The organism is Streptomyces sp. NPDC032721, from assembly GCF_055579625.1.
In genome coordinates this window covers 76859-99499 of record NZ_JBVIMX010000005.1, presented here as the reverse complement: position 1 = coordinate 99499, position 22641 = coordinate 76859, and the positions used below count along the sequence as shown (strand labels likewise).

The window sequence follows — 22641 nt, the reverse complement described above, 5'->3', positions numbered from 1 at the left end:
TTGTTCCGGCCGTTCCGGGACCTTCGGCGGCGTGTCCCGGCCTGTCGCGGCGGTGCAATGGAATCCAAGGAGTGCGCATCGCCGACAGTCCGGAGGACACCGTGGTCGAGGAGAAGCGGGGATTCTGCACCCTGTGCAAGTCACGCTGCGGAGCCGTCTTCACCGTCGAGGACGGGCGGATCACCGGAGTACGGCCCGACCAGGAACACCCCACCGGCGCCGCCCTGTGCCCCAAGGGCCGGGCCGCCGCCGAGATCGTTCACAGCAGCCGCCGCCTGACCACCCCGCTGCGCCGCACCCGGCCCAAGGACGACCCCGACCCGGGCTGGACACCGATCACCTGGGACGAGGCCCTCGACGAGATCGCCGACAGGCTCTCCCGCATCGCCGCCGAGGACGGCCCCGAAGCCGTCGCCTTCGGCGTCGCCACCCCCAGCGGCACCATGGTTTCCGACGCCACCGAGTGGATCGAGCGGTTCGTCCGCCACTTCGGCAGCCCCAACACCGTCTACAGCGCCGAGATCTGCAACTGGCACAAGGACGTCGCCCACGGCTTCACCTTCGGCGGCCCGCTGCCCCCGCCCGACTACGAGAACGCCGACCTCGTCCTGCTCTGGGGCTTCAACCCGGCCAAGACGTGGCTCGCGCAGTCCGCCGCCCTGTCGGCGGCCCAGGCCAGGGGTGCCCGCCTCGCCGTGATCGACCCCCGGCGCTCCACGAGTGCCGTACGGGCGGACCAGTGGCTGCGGGTACGGCCCGGCACCGATGCGGCGCTCGCGCTCGGCCTCGCGAACCTGCTGATCGAGGAGGGTGCGTACGACGAGGACTTCGTCCGCTCCTGGACGAACGGCCCACTCCTCGTCCGCTCCGACGACGGTTCCTTCCTCGCCGCCGCCGACCTCGCCGACACCGGAAGCGATACGGATGCGGCCGACGCGAGCGCGAGCGCCTTCGTCGTATGGGACGAGCGCACCCGCTCCACCCGCGCCCACGACACCGCCCACGCCGCCCGCACCCCCGAAACCCTCGCCCTGCGCGGCAGCCACCGCGTCCGGCTGCGCGACGGCCGGTCCGTACGGTGCACCCCGGCCTTCGAGCTGTACGCACGCTCCTGCGCCCAGTGGCCCGCCGACCGGGTCGCAGCCACCACCTGGATCCCGGAGCGGGAGATCCGCGCGCTGGCCGCCGCGATCGGCTCCGCCCGCCGCGTCGCCTACTACGGCTGGACCGGCGTCGGACAGGGCACCAACGCCGCCCAGACCGAGCGCGCACTGGCCACGCTGTACGCCCTCACCGGCTCCTTCGACACCCCCGGCGGCAACCGCCCCGTACCGCCACCGCCCTTCCGCCCCGCCGGCACCCTCGCCTGCCTCGACCCGGCACAGCGGGCCAAGGCCCTCGGCCTGGACAAGCACCCGCTCGGCCCGCCCTCGCAGGGCTACGTCAACGCGGGCGACCTGTGCCGCGCCGTCGAGGAACACCAGCCGTACCGGGTACGCGCCCTGGTCGGCTTCGGGTCCAACCTCGTCGTGGCGCAGCCCGGCTCGGACCGCATGGCCAAGGCGCTGCGCGCGCTGGACTTCCAGGTCCACCTGGACCTCTTCCACAACCCCACCAGCACCAGCGCCGACATCGTGCTCCCGGTCAACAGCGCGTACGAACACGAGGCCCTGCGCTTCGGCTTCGAGACCGGGCACCGCGCCCAGGAACACGTCCAGCTGCGCCAGGCGATCGTCGACCCGCTGCCCGGCACCCGCTCCGACACCGAGATCGTCTTCGACCTCGCACGGCGGATGGGGATGGGCGGGCTGTTCTTCGACGGCGACATCGAGGCGGCCTGGAACTGGCAGCTGGAACCCCTCGGCCTGACCACCGCCGCACTGCGCGCCGAGCCCGGCGGCATCCGGGTGCCCCGCCCGACGGCCGAGCGCCGCTACGCCGCCCCGGCCCCGGGCGGTGCGGGCCCCGACGGAGCGGTCACCGGCTTCGCCACCCCCACCCGGCGCGTCGAGCTGTACTCGCAGCGGCTCCTGGACCACGGCTACCCGGCGGTGCCCGAGCACCGCGAACCCGCCGGCACCGACGAGGCGTATCCCCTGGTCCTGACCTGCGCGAAGCACGGCTACTTCGTGCACAGCCAGCACCGGGGCGTGTCCGGGCTGCGCGGCAGGTCCACCGACCCCTGCCTGGACCTGCACCCGAGCACGGCCGCCGCCAAGGGCATCGGGGAGGGCCGATGGCTGCGGCTGTCGACCCGGCTGGGCTCGATCAGGCTGCGGGCCAGGTTCGACGACTCACTGCACCCCGGTGTCGTCGTCGGCGAGTACGGCTGGTGGCAGGACGCCCCGGACCTGGCCCTGCCGGGCGCCGACCCGCTGGCCGCGGGCGGCAGCAACTACAACCGCCTCGTGGACCACTCCGAGACCGACCCCCTGAGCGGCTCCGCCCCGTTGCGCTCGGCCGCCTGCACGATCGAGCCGGAGCCCTGCGACGGCACCTGGACGGGCACCCGCACCTTCACGGTGACGGCGACCGGCACGGACGGGACCGGTTTGGACGGGAACTGCCCGGAAGGGACCGGCGTACGCACCCTCTTCCTCGAACCCGCCGACGGCGGCCCGCTGCCCGACCACGCCCCGGGCCAGTACCTGACGATCCGGCCCGCCCCCGGCACCCCCGGCCCGGACCAGGCGCGCAGCTACTCGCTGACCTCGGCGGCGGTCGACCCGGACCGGCGTGGCTACGCGCTGGCGGTACGCCGCCAACCGGGCGGAGCCGTGTCCAGCTGGATCCACGAGGGCCTGGCCGTCGGCGACCGGCTGGAAGTCACCTCGCCCGGCGGCTCGTTCCGGATCCCGCTGCACACCGACCACCCGGTGGTGCTGCTGGCGGGCGGCATCGGCATCACCCCGTTCCTCTGCCACCTGGAAACCCTGGCGGCCGTCGGCGGGAGCGTGCCGGAGACCGTCCTCCACTACGGCGTGCGCCACGGCGGCGACCACCCCTTCCGCGACCGGCTGAGCCGCCTGGCCACCGCACTGCCGACGCTCCGGATCCACACGCACTACGCGGATCCCCGCCCCCAGGACGTACTCGGCACCGACTACGACCAGGCCGGGAACATCCGCCCCCAGGACATCGATCCCACGCTGTACGAGCGGCGGGCCCGCTTCTACCTGTGCGGCCCCGGGCCCATGCTCGACGCACTCACGACCGGCCTCGCCGCCCGGGGCGTACCGCGCTTCGAGGTCTTCACCGAACGGTTCACCGCGGAGCGGCGGACGGTGGAGATCCCGGACGACGCCCGGCACACGGTCCGGTTCGCCCGCTCCGGCCGCGAAGTGACCTGGACGAAGACGGCGGGAACGCTCCTCGAACTCGGCGAGCGGGCAGGTGTACGGATGCCCAGCGGCTGCCGGGTCGGCCAGTGCGAGAGCTGTGCCTGCCCGGTGGTCAAGGGGGAGGTCTCCCACCTCGTGGCCACCTCCGACGCCCTCCCCGAGGACACCGCCCTGACCTGTCAGTCGGTCCCCGCCACCGATCTCGTGCTGGATGCCTGAATTTCGTCGGCCGGATTTAATCCTTCGCGTGGCGCCGGGACCCCGGCCTACGGTGTGGTCCATCCCAAAGATCACTTCCAGGCACTTCCGCCTGTCGGCAGCCACTGCCGTATGTCAGGAGCACATCAATAATGAATACGTTGCACAACGAAACCCTGCGTCATCTGCACCGCGAACGCTGCGCCACTCTCACGGGCTCGACGTCCGCCCGCAGCCCGCACCACGGATGGCACGCATGGTGGAGATTGCGAGACCGACTCGGCGCGAGGTCCGCGTCATGAAGCCTTCGCGGGCCCGGGGCGCGAGCCGCCCGAGGGCCGGGGCGAACGGACGGGGCGGGTGCCGCACGGCACCCGCCCCGTTCTCGTACATCCGTGATCCGTCACATCCGTGATCCGTTATCCGCGATCCGTCCCGCCGGACGGCTCAGACGCGCACGGAGTCCCGCTCCCGCCCGTCCTCGTCCTGCCGGTCGTGCGGGTCCTGCTCCTCGCGGCCGGCGTGGGCATCGGCGTCGATGCTCGCTCCCTCGATGTCCAGGTCGGGCAGAGCGCGTTCGAGCGGCTTCGGCAGCCACCAGGCGGCGCGGCCGAGCAGGGTCATCACCGCGGGCACCAGCGTCATGCGTACGACGAAGGCGTCGATGACCACACCCACCGCCAGCGCGAACCCGATCGACTTGATGATCGGATCGTCCAGCAGCACGAACCCGCCGAACACCGCGGTCATGATGAGCGCGGCCGCGGTCACCACCCGCGCGTTGTGCCCGACGCCGCCCACCACGGCGTCCCGGGCGGGCGTGCCGTGCACGAAGTCCTCGCGCATGCGGGAGACGAGGAAGACCTCGTAGTCCATCGCCAGCCCGAAGAGGATGCCGATCAGCAGGATCGGCAGGAAGCTGACCAGCGGCCCCGGTGTATCGATCCCGAGGTACTCCGCGAGGTGGCCCTCCTGGAAGATGGCGACCGTGATGCCGAACGTCGCGCCGACGGTGAGCAGGAAGCCCAGCGCCGCCTTCAGCGGAACGAGCACCGAGCGGAACACCAGCATCAGCAGCAGTACGGAGAGACCGACCACGAGCCCGAGGTAGACCGGCATCGCGTCGGAGAGCTTCTCCGAGACGTCGATGCCGAGCGCGGTGACACCGGTCAGGGCGATGTCCGCGCCGGAGACCCGGTCGACCTTGTCGCGGATGGCGTGCACCGCGTTCTCGGTGGCCAGGTCGGTCGGACCGGCCTTCGGAATGACCGCGAGGAGAGCGGTGGTGCGCTCCTTGTTGAACTGCGGCGGGGCGACGGCGAGGACGCCTTCCGTGCTCCGGATGAGCCCGGCGGCCTGGGTGGTCGCCTCCTCCGTCTGCGTCGGGTCGTCGGAGTTGACGACGGCGAGCAGCCGTCCGTTGAAGCCGGGGCCGAACCCCTCGCTGGTCAGGTCGTACGCCTTGCGGGCCGACGAGTCCACGGCGGCGGTGCCCGCGTCGGGCAGTGCGAGCCGCATGTCCTGCACCGGCAGCGCGAGCGCGCCGAGCCCCGCGATGCCGACGACCAGCAGCGGAATGCGCAGCTTGGCCACGAGCCGGCCCCAGCGGAAGCCGAACGGCTCCGCGCCCTTGGCCGCGACGGCCGCCATCTCCCGCTCGCGTTCCTTGCCCTCCCTGCGTTCCTTGCGCTGACGGCGCGGCAGCACCCTGTCTCCCGCGAAGCCGAGCGCGGCGGGCAGCAGCGTGAGCGCGACCAGGACGGCGACCAGCACGGTGCCGGCGGCGGCCAGGCCCATGACACTCAGGAACGGAATCCCGACGACGGACAGCCCGACCAGTGCGATGACGACCGTGGCACCCGCGAAGACGACGGCGGAACCGGCCGTACCGGTCGCCCGGCCGACGGCCTCCTCGCCGTCCATGCCCTCGGCGAGGTACTGCCGGTAGCGGGAGGTGATGAAGAGGGAGTAGTCGATGCCGACGGCCAGCCCCAGCATCAGCGCGAGGACCGGGGCGGTACTGGTCAGCTCGACGGCGCTGCTGAGCGCGAAGAGGCCCGCCATGCCCGCTACGACGCCGATCAGCGCGTTCAGCAGGGTCATCCCGGCGGCCACCAGCGAGCCGAAGGTGACGACGAGGACGACCGCCGCGACCGCGACACCGATCGCCTCGGTCGAACCCACCTCGACCTTGGCCGTCATCACCTCGCCGCCGTGCTCGACGGTCAGCCCCTTCGCGGCGGCCCCCGCCTTCTCGAAGGCGGTGCGCTCGGAGTCCGAGACGTCCTCGGCACCCTTGTCGAACTGCACCTGGACCAGTGCGTACCGGAGGTCGGGAGAGACGGACTTCGCCTGGAACGGGTCGATCGCCCCCAGCACACCGGGCACCGCAGCCGCGTCGCGCACGATCGGCGCGAGCCGCTCGGGAGTCAGCTTCTCGCCCTCGGGCGCGGCCACGACGATGGTGCCCGTGGTGCCGCTGGCCTCGGGGAACTCTTCCTTGAGCGAGGTCAGGGCACGCTGCGACTCGGTGCCGGGCATGGTGAACTTGTCGGTCGTCGGCCCCTGGAAGACCAGGGCCAGCGTGCCGAGCAGGGCGATCAGGACGAGCCAGCCGGCGGCTATGCGCCCCCGGCGGCGAAAGGAGAACCGGCCTAGCCGGTAGAGCAGGGAAGCCATGCGGAGCGTGTCTCTCCTCGGTCGGTACGAATGCGGTACGAAGACGCCCGCTCGGCCGGTACGCAGTGACCGGGTCGGGTCAGGTGAAGTCCCGGACGTGGACGGCTTGTTCGGTACGCGGTACGGGGATGCGGGCGGCCCGGACAGCGGGTCGGGCCGCCCGGGCGGCTAACCTGCGCGGTGGTCGAGCGTCCGCAGAGCGCCCTCGACCAGTTCGTCGCGCAGCAGGTCCCCGGGTACGTCGATCTCACTGGCGCACGTGACGAACACCGCCCCGAGCACCATGTGCGCGGCGACGATCCGTCTCGGGTCCCCGGACCCGCCGCTCATCGCCACGACGAGACGCTCCGCCAGGACCGTGATGTCGCCCAGCGCGGGATTGCAGATCATCGTCGGGGTGTCCTCGAAGAGGATCTTCACCTCGCGCCGGTAGCGCAGCGCGAGGTCCACGTATCCCGCCACCGCCGCCTCCACCCGCTGGTCTTCGGGAAGACCTTCCAGCTGTACGTCGAGTGCGGCGAGCCCCTCGCCCGCGGGGGTGAGCAGCTCGGTGAGGATCGCCTCCTTCGTGCTGAAGTGGTAGATCAGCGACGCCTTGGAGCAGCCCGCGTCGACCGCGATGGCATGCAGGGACGTGCCGTTGAAGCCGTTCGCGGCGAAGAGCCGCAGCGCGGCTTCGAGAATCTGCCCGCGCATCGCGGACGCCTGTCGTGCCATGCCACCACGATAACTGTCCGATCGGTCAGAACTGACCGATCGGACAGTCAATCGGTGTGAGGTGCGCCATCAGGCGCCATCAGGCGTTGCTCAGGGTGCTCCCGAGGAGGGGGAGCAGCTGGTCCCAGTGGCGTTGCAGTCCGGCGGGGTGGAAGGCGTCGGTGTCGGCCATGGTGAAGCCGTGGACGGTGCCGGGATAGATCTCCGAGGTGTGGTCGGCGCCGGCGGCGTCCAGCGCCCGGTTGAGCTCGCCGAGGGCCTCGGGGGTGAGGTCGGTCTCGGCGTGCCCCAGCAGGACGCGGGCGGTGAGCGGGGAGAGCAGCCGGTGCAGTTCGTCGGGTCCTTTCGCGCCCATGGGGCTGTGGAATCCGGCGACGGCGGCCACCCGCCCGGGGTGGGCGGCGGCGGTGTGCACCGCCAGCATGCCGCCTATGCAGTAGCCGGTCACCGCGACCGGTCCGGCGCCGACCTCGGGCCGGGTGGTGAGGAACCCGAGGTACGCGTCGGCGTCGCGCAGGTACCGGTCGGCGGTGTGCTCCATGACCAAGGGCATCACCTGGGCCATGACCGACTGCCTGGCCTCTTCCCCCACGTACTCGGGAAGCTCGACCACGGGGGCGGGGCCGTGCCGGTAGAAGATGTTCGGAACGAGCACGTAGTAGCCGTGCGAGGCCAGTTCGGCGGCCATCTCCCGCAGTACGGGCCGGATGCCCAGACCGTCCGGGTACATGAGTACGCCCGGGTGCCGTTCGCCGTCGTCGGGGAAGGCGGCGAACGCGTCGGCCAGGCCGTCGGGGGTGGGGATCTGCAACGTCTTGGTGAGCATGATTTCCCTCTGTCGGTGTTGATGTGCGTCAGATCTGCGATCAACACGACAGGGGGCGGAGCCCGCGCGGAGGCATGGAAGCCGCGAACGAACAGCGGGCCCACGACGGCCCGTTCGGCGCTCAGGAGAGCACCGGGTCACCAATCCGTGCGTGGCGCGAGGCCGTCCCGGTAGTCATGGTTGTGGATCATAGTCCACCCGTGCCGACCCACGGTGAACGGCCCTACGGCGCAAGCACGTTGAGTTCCTCCAGGGCGCCGATGGTGATCTCGCGGGTCAGCTCCTCGGCCCGTACGGCATCCCGCTCCCGCACCGCTTCGGCGACCTTGACGTGCAGGGTGACCGCAGCCGGGTCCGGGTCCTCGAACATCACCTGGTGGTGGGTGCGCCCCGTGAGCACCTCGGCCACCACGTCGCCCAGACGGGCGAACATCTCGTTGCCGGACGCCCTGAGGATCGTCCGGTGGAACTCGATGTCGTGCAGGAGGTAGCCCTCAAGCTGCTGTCCGCGCGAGTTGGCGACCATGCCGATGGCGCACTCGGTGAGGGCCGCGCACTGCTCGGCGGTGGCGTAGCGGGCGGCGAGGCCGGCCGCGGTGGGTTCGACGGCGGAGCGCAGCACGGTGAGGGAGCGCAGCTGGCGGGGCCGGTCGGCGCCGGCCAGGCGCCAGCGGATGACCTGCGGGTCGTAGACGTTCCACTCCTCGGTGGGCAGTACGGTCACCCCGACCCGGCGCCGCGACTCCACCAGGTGCATGGACTCCAGCACCCGGACCGCCTCGCGCATGACGGAGCGGGACACCTCGAACTCCTGGGACAGCTCGTCCGTGCGCAGGACGCTCCCCGGCGGGTACGCGCCTCCCGTGATGGCGGGCCCGAGGGTGTCCAGTACGCGGGCGTGCAGCCCTCGGGCCTGTGCAGTCATGGGGGTAAGCCTACGAGGCGGCCCGGCTCGCAATAAGTATGACTTTTAAGTCACAGGCACTTGAATTCCTCTGACCTAATGGGTTTCAGTGGCATGGCGCACGACCGGCCGCCGTGCGAGATGTCGATGAAGACAGCGAGGCAGCAATGCACACCCCCCACGTCGTCGTAGTCATGGGCGTGGCAGGAACCGGGAAGACAACGATCGGCCCCCTGCTCGCAGCACAGCTCGGCGTTCCCTATGCCGAGGGCGACGACTTCCACCCCGAGGCGAACATTGCCAAGATGTCGGCGGGCACCCCGCTGACCGACGACGACCGATGGCCGTGGCTCGACGCCATCGGCTCCTGGGCCCACGGCAGGACCGGGCTCGGCGGCGTCGTCAGCAGCTCGGCGCTGAAGCGGAGCTACCGCGACCGGCTGCGGTCCGCCGCTCCGGGCATTGTCTTCGTCCACCTGACCGGCTCGCGCGAGCTGATCGAGGGCCGGATGTCGAAGCGCCAGGGCCACTTCATGCCGACCGCGCTGCTCGACTCGCAGTTCGCCACGCTCCAGCCGCTCGGCCCGGACGAGGCGGGCGTCGACGTCGACGTCGCGGGCAGCCCCGAGGAGATCACCGAGCGGGCCGTGGCCGCGCTGCACGCCCTGGACGAGGCGCCGAGCGGCGGCCCCGGGACGCCGCAGACGTACTGATCACGCAGTCCCCCTTGATCACGCAGCCCTCCTGATCACGCAGTCCCCGTAACTCCTGTAGTCCCCGCAGTCACCGCCACCGTGACGCCCGCGCCGCCTCGCGGACGGCGCGCCCCCGACGCGTACGACCACCCCCGTACGTACGCGCCCACCCCCGTAACCCACCTCTCCTGCAAGGGATCACACCGTGACTAGTCTCAGCGTCGAGACATTGGCAGCGGAAGCCGTGGAGCCGATCACCTCGGCCGGCCACGCCCAGCTCGGCATCGCCGTGCTCGCGGGCATCGCCGTCATCATCCTGCTCATCACGAAGTTCAAGGTGCACGCCTTCCTGGCGCTGACCATCGGGTCGCTCGCGCTCGGAGCCTTCGCGGGAGCTCCGCTCGACAAGGTCATCACCAGCTTCACCTCCGGACTCGGCTCGACGGTCGCGGGCGTCGGCGTACTGATCGCCCTCGGTGCGATCCTCGGCAAGCTCCTCGCCGACTCCGGGGGAGCGGACCAGATCGTCGACACCATCCTCGCCAGAGCGGGCGGACGGTCCATGCCCTGGGCGATGGTGCTCATCGCCAGCGTCATCGGGCTGCCGCTGTTCTTCGAGGTCGGCATCGTCCTGCTGATCCCCGTCGTGCTGATGGTCGCCAAGCGCGGCAACTACTCGCTGATGCGCATCGGCATCCCCGCCCTCGCCGGTCTCTCCGTGATGCACGGCCTGATCCCGCCGCACCCCGGCCCGCTCGTCGCCATCGACGCGGTCGGCGCCAACCTGGGCGTCACGCTCGCCCTCGGTGTGCTCGTCGCGATCCCGACCGTGATCATCGCCGGTCCGCTGTTCTCCAAGGTGGCGGCCCGCTGGGTGGACATCCCGGTGCCCGAGAAGATGATTCCGCGCCGCCCGTCCGAGGAACTGGAGAACGCCGGCGGTGAGCCCGGCAAGGCCGCGGCCAAGCTGCCCAGCTTCGGCGCGACCCTCGCCACCATGCTGCTTCCCGTCGTACTGATGCTGGCCAAGGCCCTCGTCGACATCGTCGTGGACAACCCCGAGCACACCGTGCAGCGCGTCTTCGACGTCATCGGCTCGCCGCTGATCGCCCTGCTCGCCGCCGTCATCGTCGGCATGTTCACCCTGGGCCGCGCCGCCGGATTCTCCAAGGGCAGGATCACCGCGACCGTCGAGAAGTCGCTCGCACCGATCGCGGGCATCCTCCTGATCGTCGGCGCGGGCGGCGGCTTCAAGCAGACCCTCATCGACTCCGGAGTCGGCCAGATGGTCCTCCAGATCTCCGAGGACTGGGCGATCCCCGCCCTCCTGCTCGCCTGGCTGATCGCCGTCGTCATCCGCCTCGCCACCGGCTCGGCCACCGTCGCGACGGTCTCCGCCGCAGGCCTGGTCGCGCCGCTCGCAGCCGACATGTCGACTTCGCACGCAGCCCTGCTGGTCCTCGCGATCGGCGCAGGTTCGCTCTTCTTCAGCCATGTCAACGACGCGGGCTTCTGGCTGGTCAAGGAGTACTTCGGCATGAACGTCGGCCAGACCATCAAGACCTGGTCGGTCATGGAGACCATCATCTCGGTCGTCGCAGGCGCACTCGTCCTGCTGCTGTCTTTGGTGATCTAGCCACGCATGACAGCGAGGGGGCGCGGCCGATCCGGCCGCGCCCCCCTTTTTTTCGTGCCCGCCCGTGCACGTGCCCCCGCATGCACGTGCCCCCGCCTGCACCTGTACCTGCTCCCGCCTGCACCTGCTCGCGCATCCACGGGAGCTCCCGCAGCCACGGGCGGTCAGCCGCCGGAGCCGCAGTCACCCACCGCTTGCCGGTACCGCCCCCACCAGTCCGCCGTCGACGACGAGGTCCTGACCGTTGACGTACGACGCGTCCGACGAGGCGAGGAACGCCACCGCCGCCGCCACCTCCTCCGGACGCCCGAAGCGCCCCGCGACGATCCTGTCCGTCACCGCCTTCGCCTCCGCCGCGCTCAACGCGGCGGAGGGGTACATCGGGGTGTCGATGTAGCCCGGGCTCAGGGAGTTGACGCGGATCCCGCGCGGCGCGAGCGAGGCGGCGAGCGTCCGGGCCAGGTTGTGCGCGGCGGCCTTGGTCGCCGAGTACAGGGTGAGGACGCTGTTTCCCCGGTGCAGGGTCCAGGAGGCGTTGATGACGACGGAACCACCGTCCGCCAGCAGCGGCAGCGCCCGCTGGACGGTGAAGAACACCCCCTTGAAGTTGACGTCCACGCCGTGGTCGAAGTCGTCCACGGTGATGTCCTCGAACGGCAGGAACGTGCCGGTGCCCGCGTTGGCGAAGAGGACGTCGATACGGCCGTGAAGGTCGCGGACCGTCTCCACCAGCGCGTCCACCGCGCCGAGGTCGGCGGTGTCGGCGACGACTCCCGACGCGGCCGGGCCGAGTTCCCGGACTGCGGCGTCCACCCGGGCGCGGGTGCGGCCGGTGACCACGACGTGGGCGCCCTCGGCGATGAGGCGGTGCGCGGTCGCCAGGCCCATCCCGCTGGTGCCGCCGGTGATGAGGACGGTCCTGCCGGTGAAGCGGTTCATGTCCGCATCCCTGCCTGAGCCCATGACTGTCTTCCCGTCAGGGATTGAGTGAGGTGGTCGGCGAGCCGGGGCAGCCAGTCAGGCCGCGCGTTGCCCAGCAGATGATCGCCGTGGGGGACCGGCAGATAGCTGCCCTGCGGTGCCAGCCGGGCCAGCGGCTCGGCGTTCGTCACACCGGGGATGACGTCCAGGCCACCGTCGACGACCAGCAGCGGGGCGGCGATGCGCGGCGCGAGGGCGGTGAGGTCCACCTGCCCGACGAAGTCGCGCGCCGCGTCCGCCCCGCCCGCACGCCGCGACATGATGTCCCGTACGGGCGGGGGCAGTTCCTCCCAGTCGAGGCGGAACGGGCCACTGACCGTGGCGACCGCCGCCACGCGCGGCTCCAGCGCCGCCGCCCTGGCCGCGAAGAAGCCGCCCAGACTGAGCCCGACGAGACCGATGCGCGCGACACCGAGAGCGTCGACGACACGGCCCACGACCTGCTCGTAGTCGTGCCTGAAGGTCGTCGTGGCCGCGAGCACACCCTGCCCGGGGCCGTCCATCGCGAACACCGCCAGCCCCCTGGCCAGCAGCGCGGACACCAGATCGAGGAACTCCTCCTTGGCCGAGTCCAGTCCGGGGACGACGACCACGGTGCCGGGAGCGTCGGCGGGGCCGCGCAGCCAGCCGGTGAACCCCTCGCCGCTCACCTGCCGCGCACCGGGCTCCAGCGCGGTGAGCGCCCGGCCCAGGGCGCGGTCCGCCTCGACGGCGGCACGGTGCGCCTCGAACGCGGCACGGTGCGCCCGCTCGTACGGCGCGAGCGTGGCGACGTGGAACCAGCGGGCCGCCATCAGCAGGTGCTCACCCGCCGAAACGGCGGATGCCGCTTCCTCCGCCCGCCGGAGGTAGGCGTTCCCGGTGTCCAGGAAGGCAGGCCCCCAGTCGGCGGCGGAGTCGAGAGCGCCGGTGACGCGCCGGTACTCGTGGGGGTCGAGGCCCGCACCGATGGCGCGGGTCCACTGGGCGTCGGCGAACTCGGCGATCCTCATCGGTTTCCTCCCGTCAGCAGTACGGCCTTGCCGCGGATGCGGCGCTCCCGCAGATCGACCAGCGTGTCGGCGCTCCGCGCCCAGTCCGCGGTGCGGCCGATCTCCGGATGCAGCCGCCCCTGTTCCACGAGGCGCACCAGTGCCGCGAGATCGGAGCCGTACGGGCCGCCGGCGTAGTGGAAGTGCTGGATCGTGACGCGCTCGGGCCCGCCCAGGAGCTGGAAGAAGTCGAGCGTCACCGGGGTGCGGCTCGCCTGGCCGAACCAGATGAGCGTGCCACCCGGCCGTACCTTCGAGAGGGCGAGGGGAAGCTCCGTCCCGCCCGTGGATTCCAGTACGACGTCGAACGGCCCTTGCGCCGCCGCGACCTCGTGCACCACTTGCGCACCCAGCTCGCGGAGCCGCTCGCCGCGCTCCGGAGTCGCCGTTACGGCGGTCAGCTCGGCTCCGGCTCCGACGGCCAGCTCCGTGACGTAGTGGCCGACCCCGCCCGAGGCGCCGGTCAGCAGCACCCGTCGGCCGACCAGCGAGCCGGCGGTACGCAGCAGCCGCAGGGCCGTGATCCCGGCCAGCGGAAGTGCCGCTGCGGGCACGCTGTCGATGCTGTCCGGCAGGAGCGCGAGCGAGTGCGTGGGCACGGCCGCGTACTCGGCCCAGCCGCCGCACGCCGGATGCCCGACCACACGGGTGCCCGCACCGGGGCCCGAACCGTCCGCCGCGGCCTGAACGACGAGCCCCGCGATGTCCTTGCCGGGCAGAAACCCCGGCCGGGGACTTTCGAGCAGGAACGTCTCACCGCGGTTCGGCGCGAACGCCTCGACCTTGACCAGCGCCTCATCGGGCTCCGGAACGGGCAGGGGGACCTCGGTGAAGGCGACCGGACGCGCCGCTTCCCCCGTGGGAATCAGTCTTCGCATGCCGGGAATGCAACCCGGCTGCCGCCCAGCGATCCAACAACGAACGAGCGGACTCGACAACTTTTGGTTGTCACCTATGGTGGGAGCCATGGGGACGGGCATGAACAGGGGCGTGGGTCGGGGCGCGGGCGCGGAATTGGACCTGGACATGGCACAGGTACGTGCCTTCGTACGAGCCGCCGAGGAACTGCACTTCGGGCGCGCGGCAGCCACACTCGCCCTCTCCCAGCAGGCACTGTCCAAACGCATCGCCCGCCTCGAATCCCTCCTCGGCACCGACCTGTTCCGGCGCGACGGGACCGGGGTGCGCCTCACCGACGCCGGACAGCGCTTCCTCCCACCGGCCCGGCAGGCCCTGGCCGCCGCTGCCGCCGCGGTCAAGGCTGCGGTCGGCGAGGACCGCCCGCTGCGCGTCGACGTCTGGGGCCACCTCTACGCCCCGATGCGCACCCTCGCCCAAGTCGCAGCAGAGGCAGGGAATCTGACGCTGGGTCATGGACGTGACCTGCCGTCGGTCACCACGGCTCTGCTGCACGGCGACATCGACGCGGCCTTCGGCCGGGCCCACCCCCCACTGCGCACCGGGCTCGCCCACCGTCTCGTACGCCTCGAACCGGTGGACGCCGTACTGAGCAGCGAGCATCCGCTCGCGGCCGAACCAGCGCTACGTCCCGACCAGTTGAGAGGCAGCGTGCTGTGGGCACCCGGTGCGCTGGACCGCCTCGACTTCCTCCACCAGTTCGCCGACCGGTTCGACATCCGGGACCGGACCGCGAGCGTCAACCTCGGCCTGGGCCACTTCCTCACCGAAGTGGCCCAGGACCCGAGGCGCTTCTCGCTGCTGCCCGCCGACGTGCCCCGGCCGGAGGTCCCCGGGCTGCGCTCCGTCCCACTGGTCAACCCCACACCGCTGTACGCCTGGTCGCTGCTGTGGCGCACCGGCGACGGGCACCCGGGGCTGAGCAGTCTCACCGCAGCCTGCGCCGCGCAGGCGGGGCGGAACCGCTGGCTAGAGTACGACCCGGCACGGGACTGGCTGCCCGAACCACCCGCGAACGCGCCCCGGGGGCAGGTACCTTGACCGGATTCCAGATCAGCAGCGGCCCGCACGAACGGAGTGGGAGTGAGGATCCGGCAATGAGCACCCCGGCGGAGATCAGCCGCAGAGCACGGTCAACGGTCACCGGCAGCGGCGACCGGACCCCCGCCGCACGCACGGCAGCCCATCACCTGGGCCTCCTCCGATGGGCGACGACGCTGCTGCCCCCGGCCGATGGCGCCCGCGCCGCCGTCGAGCTCGACGCCACCGGCCTCGCCGCAGCCGCCGTCCCCTTCCTCCCCGTCGTACGAGAAGACGACCACAAGGGCAGCCACTCACCACCTGGCGGGCAACTGCTCATCGCCCTGCGCGCGGCGCGCACCGTACTGGAGGGTGACGCCCTGCTCGACGCGGCCCCGGTTCCGCTGGACTGGGACGCGACGGCCGCTGCCCACGCGCGAGAGCCCTTCGGAGCAGTCGCGGCCCGCGCACTGATCGCACGCCGCGACTGCCCCGACGCACTGACCGTCGCGCTGCTCACCCCCTGGCGCCTGGAGGTCGCCGACCGCCTCGCGGCCCGCCAGAAGGCCCGCCCGGTCCCACGGGCCGAAAGGCCCCCGGCCCGCCCGTGGACGCCGCCGCCTCGGCTTCCCCGGTACGAACTGCCCGAACCGGTCCGCGCTCTCCTCATGCCGCACCTCTCTCAGCTCCGCACCCCGCTGCTGCGCCTGCTGCTGACCCCGGAAAGGGCCGGCGAGGTGGTGCGCGCGACCACCCGGCTGGACCGCCTCCTGGCAGCCGTGTCCCATGCCGACAGCAGCCACGCGGAGAAGCCGCACGCCTTCTGGGAAGCGGTCGGCGCCGAGTTGCGGACCGCCCTGGGGGAGGACGAGAAGGCATGGACCACGGCTGCGGCACGCCTCCCCCGGCACAGGGGCAGCCTGCGCCACCTCCTCGACGGGCTCGACGAACCGCTGCCCGGCTCCCGGCGGCACGCCCCCGACCTGCGTGTTCTGGCCCAGGCGCCGCCGAGGCTGCTCGCGGCCCTGATCGCCGGCCTCGACGACGAGGCCCTCGTACGGGCGGCCGACGCATGCGTAGGGCCCGCCGGAGTTCGTACGGGCCGCGAATCCCTCGCCACCGCGCTGACGAAGCTCGACGGAGCGGGCGTCCCGCCGCGTCGGCTCTTCGCCCGCTGGGCACGCGACTGCCTGTCCCCGTGGAGCCGAGAGACCGCGGGGGCCGGCTGGCTGTACGGGCTGGACGCGGAGCTCGACGCACGGCTCGTCCGGCTCACCCGCACCCACGCCGGTCTGCGCCGCCAACTCGCCGCCGCCCAGCCGCAACGCCCTCAAACCGATGACCAAAACCTGATCGCCGAACTGCGAGCGAACCCCAGCCCGATCCAGACAGAGCTCATACTCGACGGCACGGGCACCACGGTCACGCCATGGCCCCAACTCGTCGAAGCACACGCCACCGAGCCGCTACCGAACCCGGTCCTGTGGGTCCTCGCCGCCAGGCCGGGCTTCCCTGCGGCCCTGACTCCCGCGCTGTCGGCCGACCGGCTGAGCAGCGACCTGAGTGACCTGGCGCTCCAGGGCCCGGACGCCGCCCGCGTGGCCCTGGCCTGCCTGGCGGGCCCCGACCCCGTCAGCAACCACGCCTACACCAGCGCGGCAATGTCGCCCATCCACATGGTCCGCTCCGCCCGACTGCTCGACGACCGTACGGTGCTGGCAATCGCCCGCCCCGTCGGCGCGGTCCTGTCCCAAGGACGCGATCTGCCCCCGGAAGCCCCCGGCCACGACTCCTGGAAGGAACACTGCGCCGAGCTCTTCACCGCCGCCGCAAGCCGTTCAGGCCCCGGCTTCTGGCGCATCCTCGCCGGCCGACTGCCCACCTTCGAGGGCACTCTGCCCGAACTCCTCGCCCCGGCTCCGGGCGACGCGATCACCACCTGGCTGCACGAACTCGCCGAGAACGCAGCTCAGTTGACCGACGCAGGCCCCGTACACACGCTCCTCGACCGCTACGAGACCCAGGTGCGCGCCGCCGCCGCGCACCTGCACGACGAAGCAGACGCCCCGTCGCCCTCGGCGGCCCCACCGCCATCTGCAGCCCCGTCGACGCTCGGATTCCCGGACCGCGAGGCCGCGTCGCACTGGCTGGACACCGAATGGCAACCCCTGCTCGCAGTCGCCCGCGTAGCCGGCACGCTGCGCCCCGACCTCACGATCGCACTGCCACACCTGCTCAAGCCCTACCTCACCTACCGTCGCCGCACAGCCGAGTTGATCCCCCTGGCGGAACTGGCACAGCAGACAGCAGCCCGGATCGGCGACCGGCACGGTGAGGCCGCTGCCTGGTCCGCCATGGGCGCGGCCCTCACGCGACTGCGGCGACACGAGGAGGCCGCCGCCCTCAACGAACGGGCCCGTGCCCTCACGAGTGCCACCGCCTGGGAATCCCCCTGAGACCCGTGTCGTATAGGGCGGATACCCTGCGGAAATGAGCAACAAGACGTGGGATGCCCTGGCAGCGACACCCCTCCCGGAAGTGCGGCGCCGCGCGGCCGTCGTGGACGACCTCGCAGGGGTCGAACCGGTGGCACTGACCGGCGCGAGCCGCCTGGCCTGGAACGACGGAGGCGGCCAGTCCGCGGTCTGGTACTTCGCGGAGGACGGTCGCGCACTGCTGCTGACGTTCGATCACGAGTCGTCCCTGAACCTGTACGCCGAGGAGGACTACGCCCTACAGGAGTCCTTCTACAAGGGCGTGCCCGAGTCCCTCGTGTCCCTGGTCCGGGACCGCCCCGAGAACTACGAGTCGCTGAACCTCACGGACCCCGAGACGGGCCGGACGATCCACTACGCGGGCGGTGTCTTCTGGTACGACGGCACGCGCTGGCACGTGTCCGACGGCCTGGCGGAGTACTGCCGCAGCGAGGGAACGGACCTCTTCGGCGAGTCCGGCTTCAACTACTGCCTCGACGTCTACCGCTTCGGCGAGGACTTCACCCGGCACGACTAGGCGGACCCAGCCGCCACGAAGAACGGAATGGCGACGAGGAACCGCCCGGCCCCGGCACGCCGCCGAGCGCTGAAGGCAGCCCGCAACGACCCCACCTACGAGGCAGGGGGCGCCCCCTCACCCCCCTCACCCTCCTCAACGCCCATGACCAGCCCCGAACTCACGGCCTGCCGCTCATCGATCCCAAGGCGCTGGAGAAAGGCCCACCGGTCGAGGTGATCGCAGGCCCATACGGGGTCGTACGCCGCGGTAGGCAGCTGCGGTATGCGCTTGCGACCGGTCTCGTCGAGGCGGTACGGAACATCGAAGGCCGTGCCCCACCCCTCCAGATCCCCGCCGAAACGAACTTCTGCTTCCTCCGCATCACCCCCCAAGTACTGGGCGATCTCCGCCCAGGAACTACCCCTCTCGCGCTCGTAGATCACGGCCGAGGCCAGCGCGCGCTCGGCGAGCTCGACGAGCTGGAGCGCCTGGCTGACCCGCCCGCCGGGACCGGTGTCGGCGTCGTTCCCGGTGGCGACCAGGCCCTGCGCGGCCTTGGCCACGTCCACGGAGTCGTGGCAGAGGACAAGGCGCGCCAGCGCCTGACGGGTGAAGCGGGCACGGTCGGCGTCATAAGGAGTCGTATCGGTCATCCCCAGAGCCTCTCAGGACCTCGCACGTTCAGTTGTGCCGGATCAAGGTCTCCACCAGACCGGACCGTGTGTTCGGATAGTCCATCGGTACGATGCCCAGTCCTCGCCAGCCGTCCGCCTCGGAACGCTGGAGCAGGCCGTGCACCTTCGGGTTCAGCCGGTCGGAGTTCCACCGGGGCGGCAGACCGGCCGCCGTGCTCACGAAATTGATGTACTGCTTTCCGGGCTCGGCGACGGCCTGCCTGAACTGGGCTTCGATCTGCGGGTACTTGCCGAACGGCTCCGCCTGGTAGTCGTCCTGGATGTCGAACACCGACGAGTCGCCCCAGCGCACCCCACCCGGCAGCCCGCCGTTGTCCGCGATCAGGACGACCTTCCCGCGGGCCTGCCCGAGCGAGGGGAGGGCATCGGCGATCAGGAACAGCGACTTCCATCCCCTGCGGTCGAGATAGTCGGCGAACAACGCACCGAACTCGGCGTGGGAGACCTCCGAATACTCCTGCTTCACCCGCATCAGCACGGTCTCGGTGGGATACGCGGACAGGAAGTCCCGGCAGGACGTGAGGACGTCGTCGAAGTTGAGGTTCTGGTAGAACGCGGCGTGATGGATCGTGAACGACCCCTCGAAGGCCCGGCAACGTATGTCCAGGAACCGTATGCCGGAAGCCAGTTGCTGCGGAATGGTCGTGTTCTGGCACTCCACCCACAACCCCCCGAACCGGGCGCCCGAGTCATGGGTACCGGGCACGGTCAGCGTGCGCAACGGCCGCCCGGAGTCGATTCCGGCCATCCAGTCGGCCGTGCCGAGGGCTCGCGCACGAGCACGTACCCCGGCACTCGCCGACGCGGCACCCCCACCGATCAGCAGTCCGGCAGCGGACAGCGCCGCCGCCCCTCTGAGGAATCCTCGTCGCTCCATGGATAACCCGCCCCTCTGACGTAGCTCTGGTCACGGGCGCGAATCGAACCACAGAGCCACCTCCGTCCACCAGACCCAGCACACCCCCCCCGGAGCCACTGCGGCTGCCGCACAGTGATGGCCAGGCGGTCCACATGTCGGACGGTGTGACCAATATATGGACCATCTAGCGAGGGTGATCTTCGCATGGGCAAGATGCCCGCATGACTACTGCGATACGCGAGGCGTACCTACTTGCCGCTGAACAAGCCGTACGGCTCTTGGCCACCGAAGAGTTGGCGAACAGCTGGGAGAAGGAGTCCGTGCTCCCCGGGATGTCAGTAGGCGGACTGGCCGGACACCTCGCACGCAGCGTCTTGCAGGTCGAGTGGTTTCTCGACGGCCCGGTGGTCGGCGCGGACCCTGTGTCCCCGGTGAACTACTACGCCAGGCTCGAAGGCACCTCCCTCCCCGACTCCGCGCTGAACGTCGGCGTACGGGCGCGGAGCGAGGAAACGGCAGCGGCCGGCCCGGCCACCGTGGCCGAGCAGACACAGGCCGCGTGGCAACGGCTGGCCGACCGCCTGGCCAAGGAGTCGGCAGATCGACGAGTGGCCGTCCTCCACAGGCCGGGCGAGGAGATGCTGCTCGACGGCTACCTCCAGACCCGCTGCGTCGAACTGGCAGTCCACCTGGACGACTTGGCACTGAGTGTGGGCGTTCCCTGCCCCACGCCCGAAACCGCACTGGCGGTCGCGGTTGACGTGCTCGTCGCAGCTGCCCGCGAACGACACGGCGACCAGTCCGTCCTGCACGCACTGGCCAGACGCGAACGCGACAACGCCCAAGCCCTGCGCGTGCTGTAAGCGGCCACTCGGTCGTCTGTGTGTGGTGAGCTGCCTGGGGAGGCGTGAGTGACGGACTTGAGGTGAACCCCGTCGGGCCGTGGGCCCCGCTCCGCTCCGCAGGAACGCTGCTTCCAGGACATCGGCCTGTTCCAGCGCGAATCGTGACGACCTGTCAGTCGCGAGAGGTGAGCGCTATTTTCTCCAGCAGGGTGGCCAGTTCAGCCGGTTGTGACAGGAACGGCGAGTGACCGGCGATCAGCCGGTGTACGTCGTCGGACCGTTCGGCCAGCCCCCGCTGGGTTTCCGCAGGCAGCGCCCGGTCGTTCTCGCAGATGACGTACGTCGACGGGACGGCGTGCCACCCCGCCGCGGTGAGCGCGTCGCTGAAGGACCGGGCGCTCTGGGGCACCAGCTGTTTCACCGCTTCCTCGGCATCGTCCCGGGGCGCGTCTCCGTAGAACATGTCGATCGGATTGTCGGGAACCGGCTCGTAGACCTTCGGCTCTGCGGGGTCCGGACTGCCGAGGAAGCTCAGCATGCTGTCGCCGACGTCGAGTTGGAACGCCGCCAGGAACACGATCCGGGTCACGTTCCCGGCTCCGGTCACGGCCTGCGTGGCCGGTATGCCGCCGTAGGAGTGAGCCACGACGACCACCGGGCCGTCGATGGCATCGAGGGCGTCACGGACGACGCGGGCGTCCTCCTGCACACCGGCCGGCCCGCCGCTGCTCGGCAGGTCGACGGACTTGGTCGTCCAGCCCAGTTGGTGCAGCTCGGGCGTCAGCTTCTCCCAGCACCATGCTCCGTGCCATGCCCCGTGGACGAGGAGCAGCGTCGGGCGAGCGGGCGCATCTGTCACAGTCGTAGACCTTTCGTGGTGAAACCGGCGGGACGGATCTCATCCGTTGCTGCCGGCCCGGAGGGGATGGGCGGGGGCTCGACCGTCAAGCGATCTCTGCCTAGAACACCCCTGGAACGTCTGGTGTTCCGCCCCCAGTTGACCGGTCATGTCGATGAACAGGTGTCCAGCGGTGCAGCCCGTAGGTGGCGACGAGCGGCGCGGGCAGGGCCATCGGCATGATGATGAGCGCCTCAGGATGCGAAATATGCACCATTTAGATTAGATTCGGCGCGGAATTCACCGTGAGACGGTCAGGCAGGAAGGCCCCATGACCTATAGCGCCGGCACCACCCGCCCACCCGGGGACGACCGCGGCCCCGGCCCCGGCCCCGAAGTTCACTCGGACGACGGCTCCGTGCGGCCAGGCCTGTGGCGGCGCTGCCTGTGGGGTGGCCTGGCTCTGTGGGCACTCACCGCGGTGATCACCTTTGCCACCCAGAACACCAATCTGCTGCCCACCCTGATCCTGCTCGGCAGTTTCGTCGTCCCGGCCGTCTTCGCCCTATGGGCCTACGAACGCCACGGCAGGGACCTGGGCGTGGCAGTTCTGCTGCGCTGCTTCGTCGTCGGCGGCATCCTCGGCGTGCTCGGCGCCTCCGTCATGGAGACGTATCTGCTGCATCCCTCGGTGTGGATGTTCGTGGGTGTGGGCCTGATCGAGGAAGCCGTCAAACTCCTCGCCCTCCTTTACGTCGTCCGCAGATACAAGCAACTGCGCGGAGTACGCGCCGGGCTCGTGCTCGGCGCGGCCGTCGGATTCGGTTTCGCCGCCTTCGAAAGCGCCGGCTACGCCTTCAACGCCGTGCTCTCCCTGCGCGGTCTCGATCTGCGCTCCCTTCTTGAGACCGAGATCCTGCGCGGTCTGCTCGCCCCCTTCGGCCATGGGCTGTGGACCGCGATCGCGGGCGGGGTGCTGTTCCGGTACCGGGACGAGCGCGGGCGGTTCCACTTCTCCGCACCAGTCGTCGGTACCTACCTGGGCGTCTCGCTCCTGCACGCGCTGTGGGACTCGATGCACGGCATCGCCGTCTGGATCGTCGCCCACCTGGCCCCGGCCACGTCCCTCCAGAAGTCCCTCTTCGCCCAGGGAACCATCCCCGACCCCACCAGCCAGCAGAAGCACCTGTTCACCCTGTTCTCCTACGGCGGGCTCATCCTCATCTCCGCGATCGCCGTCGCCTGGCTACTGTCCCTCGCACGCGGCCGGCACCCGTCCACTGCCGACCGCACCGGCTTCCGCAGCTCCTGAACTGCCAGGTCGCCTCGATCCAGCGGTCCAGTCCCGCCGTGTCGCCCTCGGTGCACAACGGATGTCCGTAGCCCGTGCGGTAGGAGTCCGTCAGGCATTCGTGTTCCCCACTCCACCCCCGAGGGGTGCCCATGGGATCTTGGCAACGATCG

At 70.9% G+C, this 22641-nt stretch carries 18 protein-coding genes; 8 read left to right on the top strand and 10 right to left on the bottom strand.

What is annotated here, in order from left to right; genetic code table 11:
• Positions 1 to 71: 71 nt before the first annotated feature.
• Positions 72 to 3560, top strand: a complete 3489-nt coding sequence (locus ACZ5PB_RS12875) for a molybdopterin-dependent oxidoreductase (RefSeq protein ID WP_468690457.1) — start codon at positions 72 to 74, stop codon at positions 3558 to 3560.
• A 426-nt stretch (positions 3561 to 3986) separates the two neighbouring features.
• On the opposite strand, the gene ACZ5PB_RS12870 is transcribed toward ACZ5PB_RS12875, so the two are convergent.
• The 4 genes from ACZ5PB_RS12870 to ACZ5PB_RS12855 form a co-directional block, all read right to left on the bottom strand.
• The gene (locus tag ACZ5PB_RS12870) at positions 3987 to 6218 is read right to left on the bottom strand and encodes an MMPL family transporter (RefSeq protein WP_468690454.1); all 2232 of its coding nucleotides are present in this window, start codon (positions 6216 to 6218) and stop codon (positions 3987 to 3989) included.
• A 168-nt stretch (positions 6219 to 6386) separates the two neighbouring features.
• Positions 6387 to 6935: a TetR/AcrR family transcriptional regulator gene (locus ACZ5PB_RS12865; RefSeq protein WP_468690452.1), complete on the bottom strand. Its 549-nt coding sequence runs from the start codon at positions 6933 to 6935 to the stop codon at positions 6387 to 6389.
• 79 nt (positions 6936 to 7014) lie between these two features.
• Positions 7015 to 7761, bottom strand: coding sequence for a dienelactone hydrolase family protein (locus tag ACZ5PB_RS12860; RefSeq protein WP_468690451.1), 747 nt, complete (start codon positions 7759 to 7761; stop codon positions 7015 to 7017).
• 223 nt (positions 7762 to 7984) lie between these two features.
• A complete protein-coding gene (locus ACZ5PB_RS12855) occupies positions 7985 to 8686 on the bottom strand; it encodes a FadR/GntR family transcriptional regulator (RefSeq protein WP_468690448.1) in 702 nt (233 codons plus the stop codon).
• Positions 8687 to 8832: 146 nt separating this feature from the next.
• Here ACZ5PB_RS12855 and ACZ5PB_RS12850 point away from each other — a divergent pair, with 146 nt between their 5' ends.
• Positions 8833 to 9378: a gluconokinase gene (locus ACZ5PB_RS12850; protein WP_468690445.1), complete on the top strand. Its 546-nt coding sequence runs from the start codon at positions 8833 to 8835 to the stop codon at positions 9376 to 9378.
• A gap of 187 nt (positions 9379 to 9565) precedes the next feature.
• Complete coding sequence (locus ACZ5PB_RS12845) at positions 9566 to 10996, top strand: GntT/GntP/DsdX family permease (RefSeq protein ID WP_468690443.1); 1431 nt, start codon at positions 9566 to 9568, stop codon at positions 10994 to 10996.
• A 183-nt stretch (positions 10997 to 11179) separates the two neighbouring features.
• Here ACZ5PB_RS12845 and ACZ5PB_RS12840 read toward each other — a convergent pair whose 3' ends face one another.
• The 3 genes from ACZ5PB_RS12840 to ACZ5PB_RS12830 are packed head-to-tail and all read right to left on the bottom strand — an operon-like array spanning position 11180 to position 13886.
• Positions 11180 to 11935, bottom strand: a complete 756-nt coding sequence (locus ACZ5PB_RS12840; protein ID WP_468690441.1) for an SDR family NAD(P)-dependent oxidoreductase — start codon at positions 11933 to 11935, stop codon at positions 11180 to 11182.
• Entirely contained in the window at positions 11932 to 12969 is a 1038-nt protein-coding gene (locus ACZ5PB_RS12835; RefSeq protein WP_468690440.1) for an alpha/beta hydrolase family protein, read from the bottom strand. Before ACZ5PB_RS12835 ends, ACZ5PB_RS12840 begins: the two co-directional genes overlap by 4 nt.
• The gene (locus ACZ5PB_RS12830) at positions 12966 to 13886 is read right to left on the bottom strand and encodes a zinc-binding dehydrogenase (protein ID WP_468690437.1); all 921 of its coding nucleotides are present in this window, start codon (positions 13884 to 13886) and stop codon (positions 12966 to 12968) included. Before ACZ5PB_RS12830 ends, ACZ5PB_RS12835 begins: the two co-directional genes overlap by 4 nt.
• Before the next feature lie 136 nt (positions 13887 to 14022).
• Here ACZ5PB_RS12830 and ACZ5PB_RS12825 point away from each other — a divergent pair, with 136 nt between their 5' ends.
• Genes ACZ5PB_RS12825 through ACZ5PB_RS12815 form a run of 3 tightly spaced genes read left to right on the top strand, consistent with a single transcriptional unit; the run spans position 14023 to position 17958 of the window.
• Entirely contained in the window at positions 14023 to 14967 is a 945-nt protein-coding gene (locus tag ACZ5PB_RS12825; protein WP_468690868.1) for a LysR family transcriptional regulator, read from the top strand.
• Between the two features lie 56 nt (positions 14968 to 15023).
• The gene (locus ACZ5PB_RS12820; protein WP_468690435.1) at positions 15024 to 17402 is read left to right on the top strand and encodes a hypothetical protein; all 2379 of its coding nucleotides are present in this window, start codon (positions 15024 to 15026) and stop codon (positions 17400 to 17402) included.
• Between the two features lie 34 nt (positions 17403 to 17436).
• Positions 17437 to 17958: a hypothetical protein gene (locus ACZ5PB_RS12815; protein ID WP_468690433.1), complete on the top strand. Its 522-nt coding sequence runs from the start codon at positions 17437 to 17439 to the stop codon at positions 17956 to 17958.
• A 95-nt stretch (positions 17959 to 18053) separates the two neighbouring features.
• Here ACZ5PB_RS12815 and ACZ5PB_RS12810 read toward each other — a convergent pair whose 3' ends face one another.
• Both ACZ5PB_RS12810 and ACZ5PB_RS12805 read right to left on the bottom strand, forming a co-directional pair.
• Entirely contained in the window at positions 18054 to 18593 is a 540-nt protein-coding gene (locus tag ACZ5PB_RS12810) for a hypothetical protein (protein WP_468690431.1), read from the bottom strand.
• Between the two features lie 28 nt (positions 18594 to 18621).
• Complete coding sequence (locus ACZ5PB_RS12805) at positions 18622 to 19512, bottom strand: phosphatidylinositol-specific phospholipase C (RefSeq protein WP_468690430.1); 891 nt, start codon at positions 19510 to 19512, stop codon at positions 18622 to 18624.
• A gap of 203 nt (positions 19513 to 19715) precedes the next feature.
• Here ACZ5PB_RS12805 and ACZ5PB_RS12800 point away from each other — a divergent pair, with 203 nt between their 5' ends.
• Entirely contained in the window at positions 19716 to 20357 is a 642-nt protein-coding gene (locus ACZ5PB_RS12800; RefSeq protein WP_468690429.1) for a maleylpyruvate isomerase N-terminal domain-containing protein, read from the top strand.
• A 154-nt stretch (positions 20358 to 20511) separates the two neighbouring features.
• On the opposite strand, the gene ACZ5PB_RS12795 is transcribed toward ACZ5PB_RS12800, so the two are convergent.
• Positions 20512 to 21198: an alpha/beta hydrolase gene (locus ACZ5PB_RS12795; RefSeq protein WP_468690427.1), complete on the bottom strand. Its 687-nt coding sequence runs from the start codon at positions 21196 to 21198 to the stop codon at positions 20512 to 20514.
• Between the two features lie 310 nt (positions 21199 to 21508).
• Between ACZ5PB_RS12795 and ACZ5PB_RS12790 the strand changes: the two genes are divergently transcribed.
• A complete protein-coding gene (locus ACZ5PB_RS12790; protein WP_468690425.1) occupies positions 21509 to 22489 on the top strand; it encodes a PrsW family intramembrane metalloprotease in 981 nt (326 codons plus the stop codon).
• Positions 22490 to 22641: the final 152 nt, after the last annotated feature.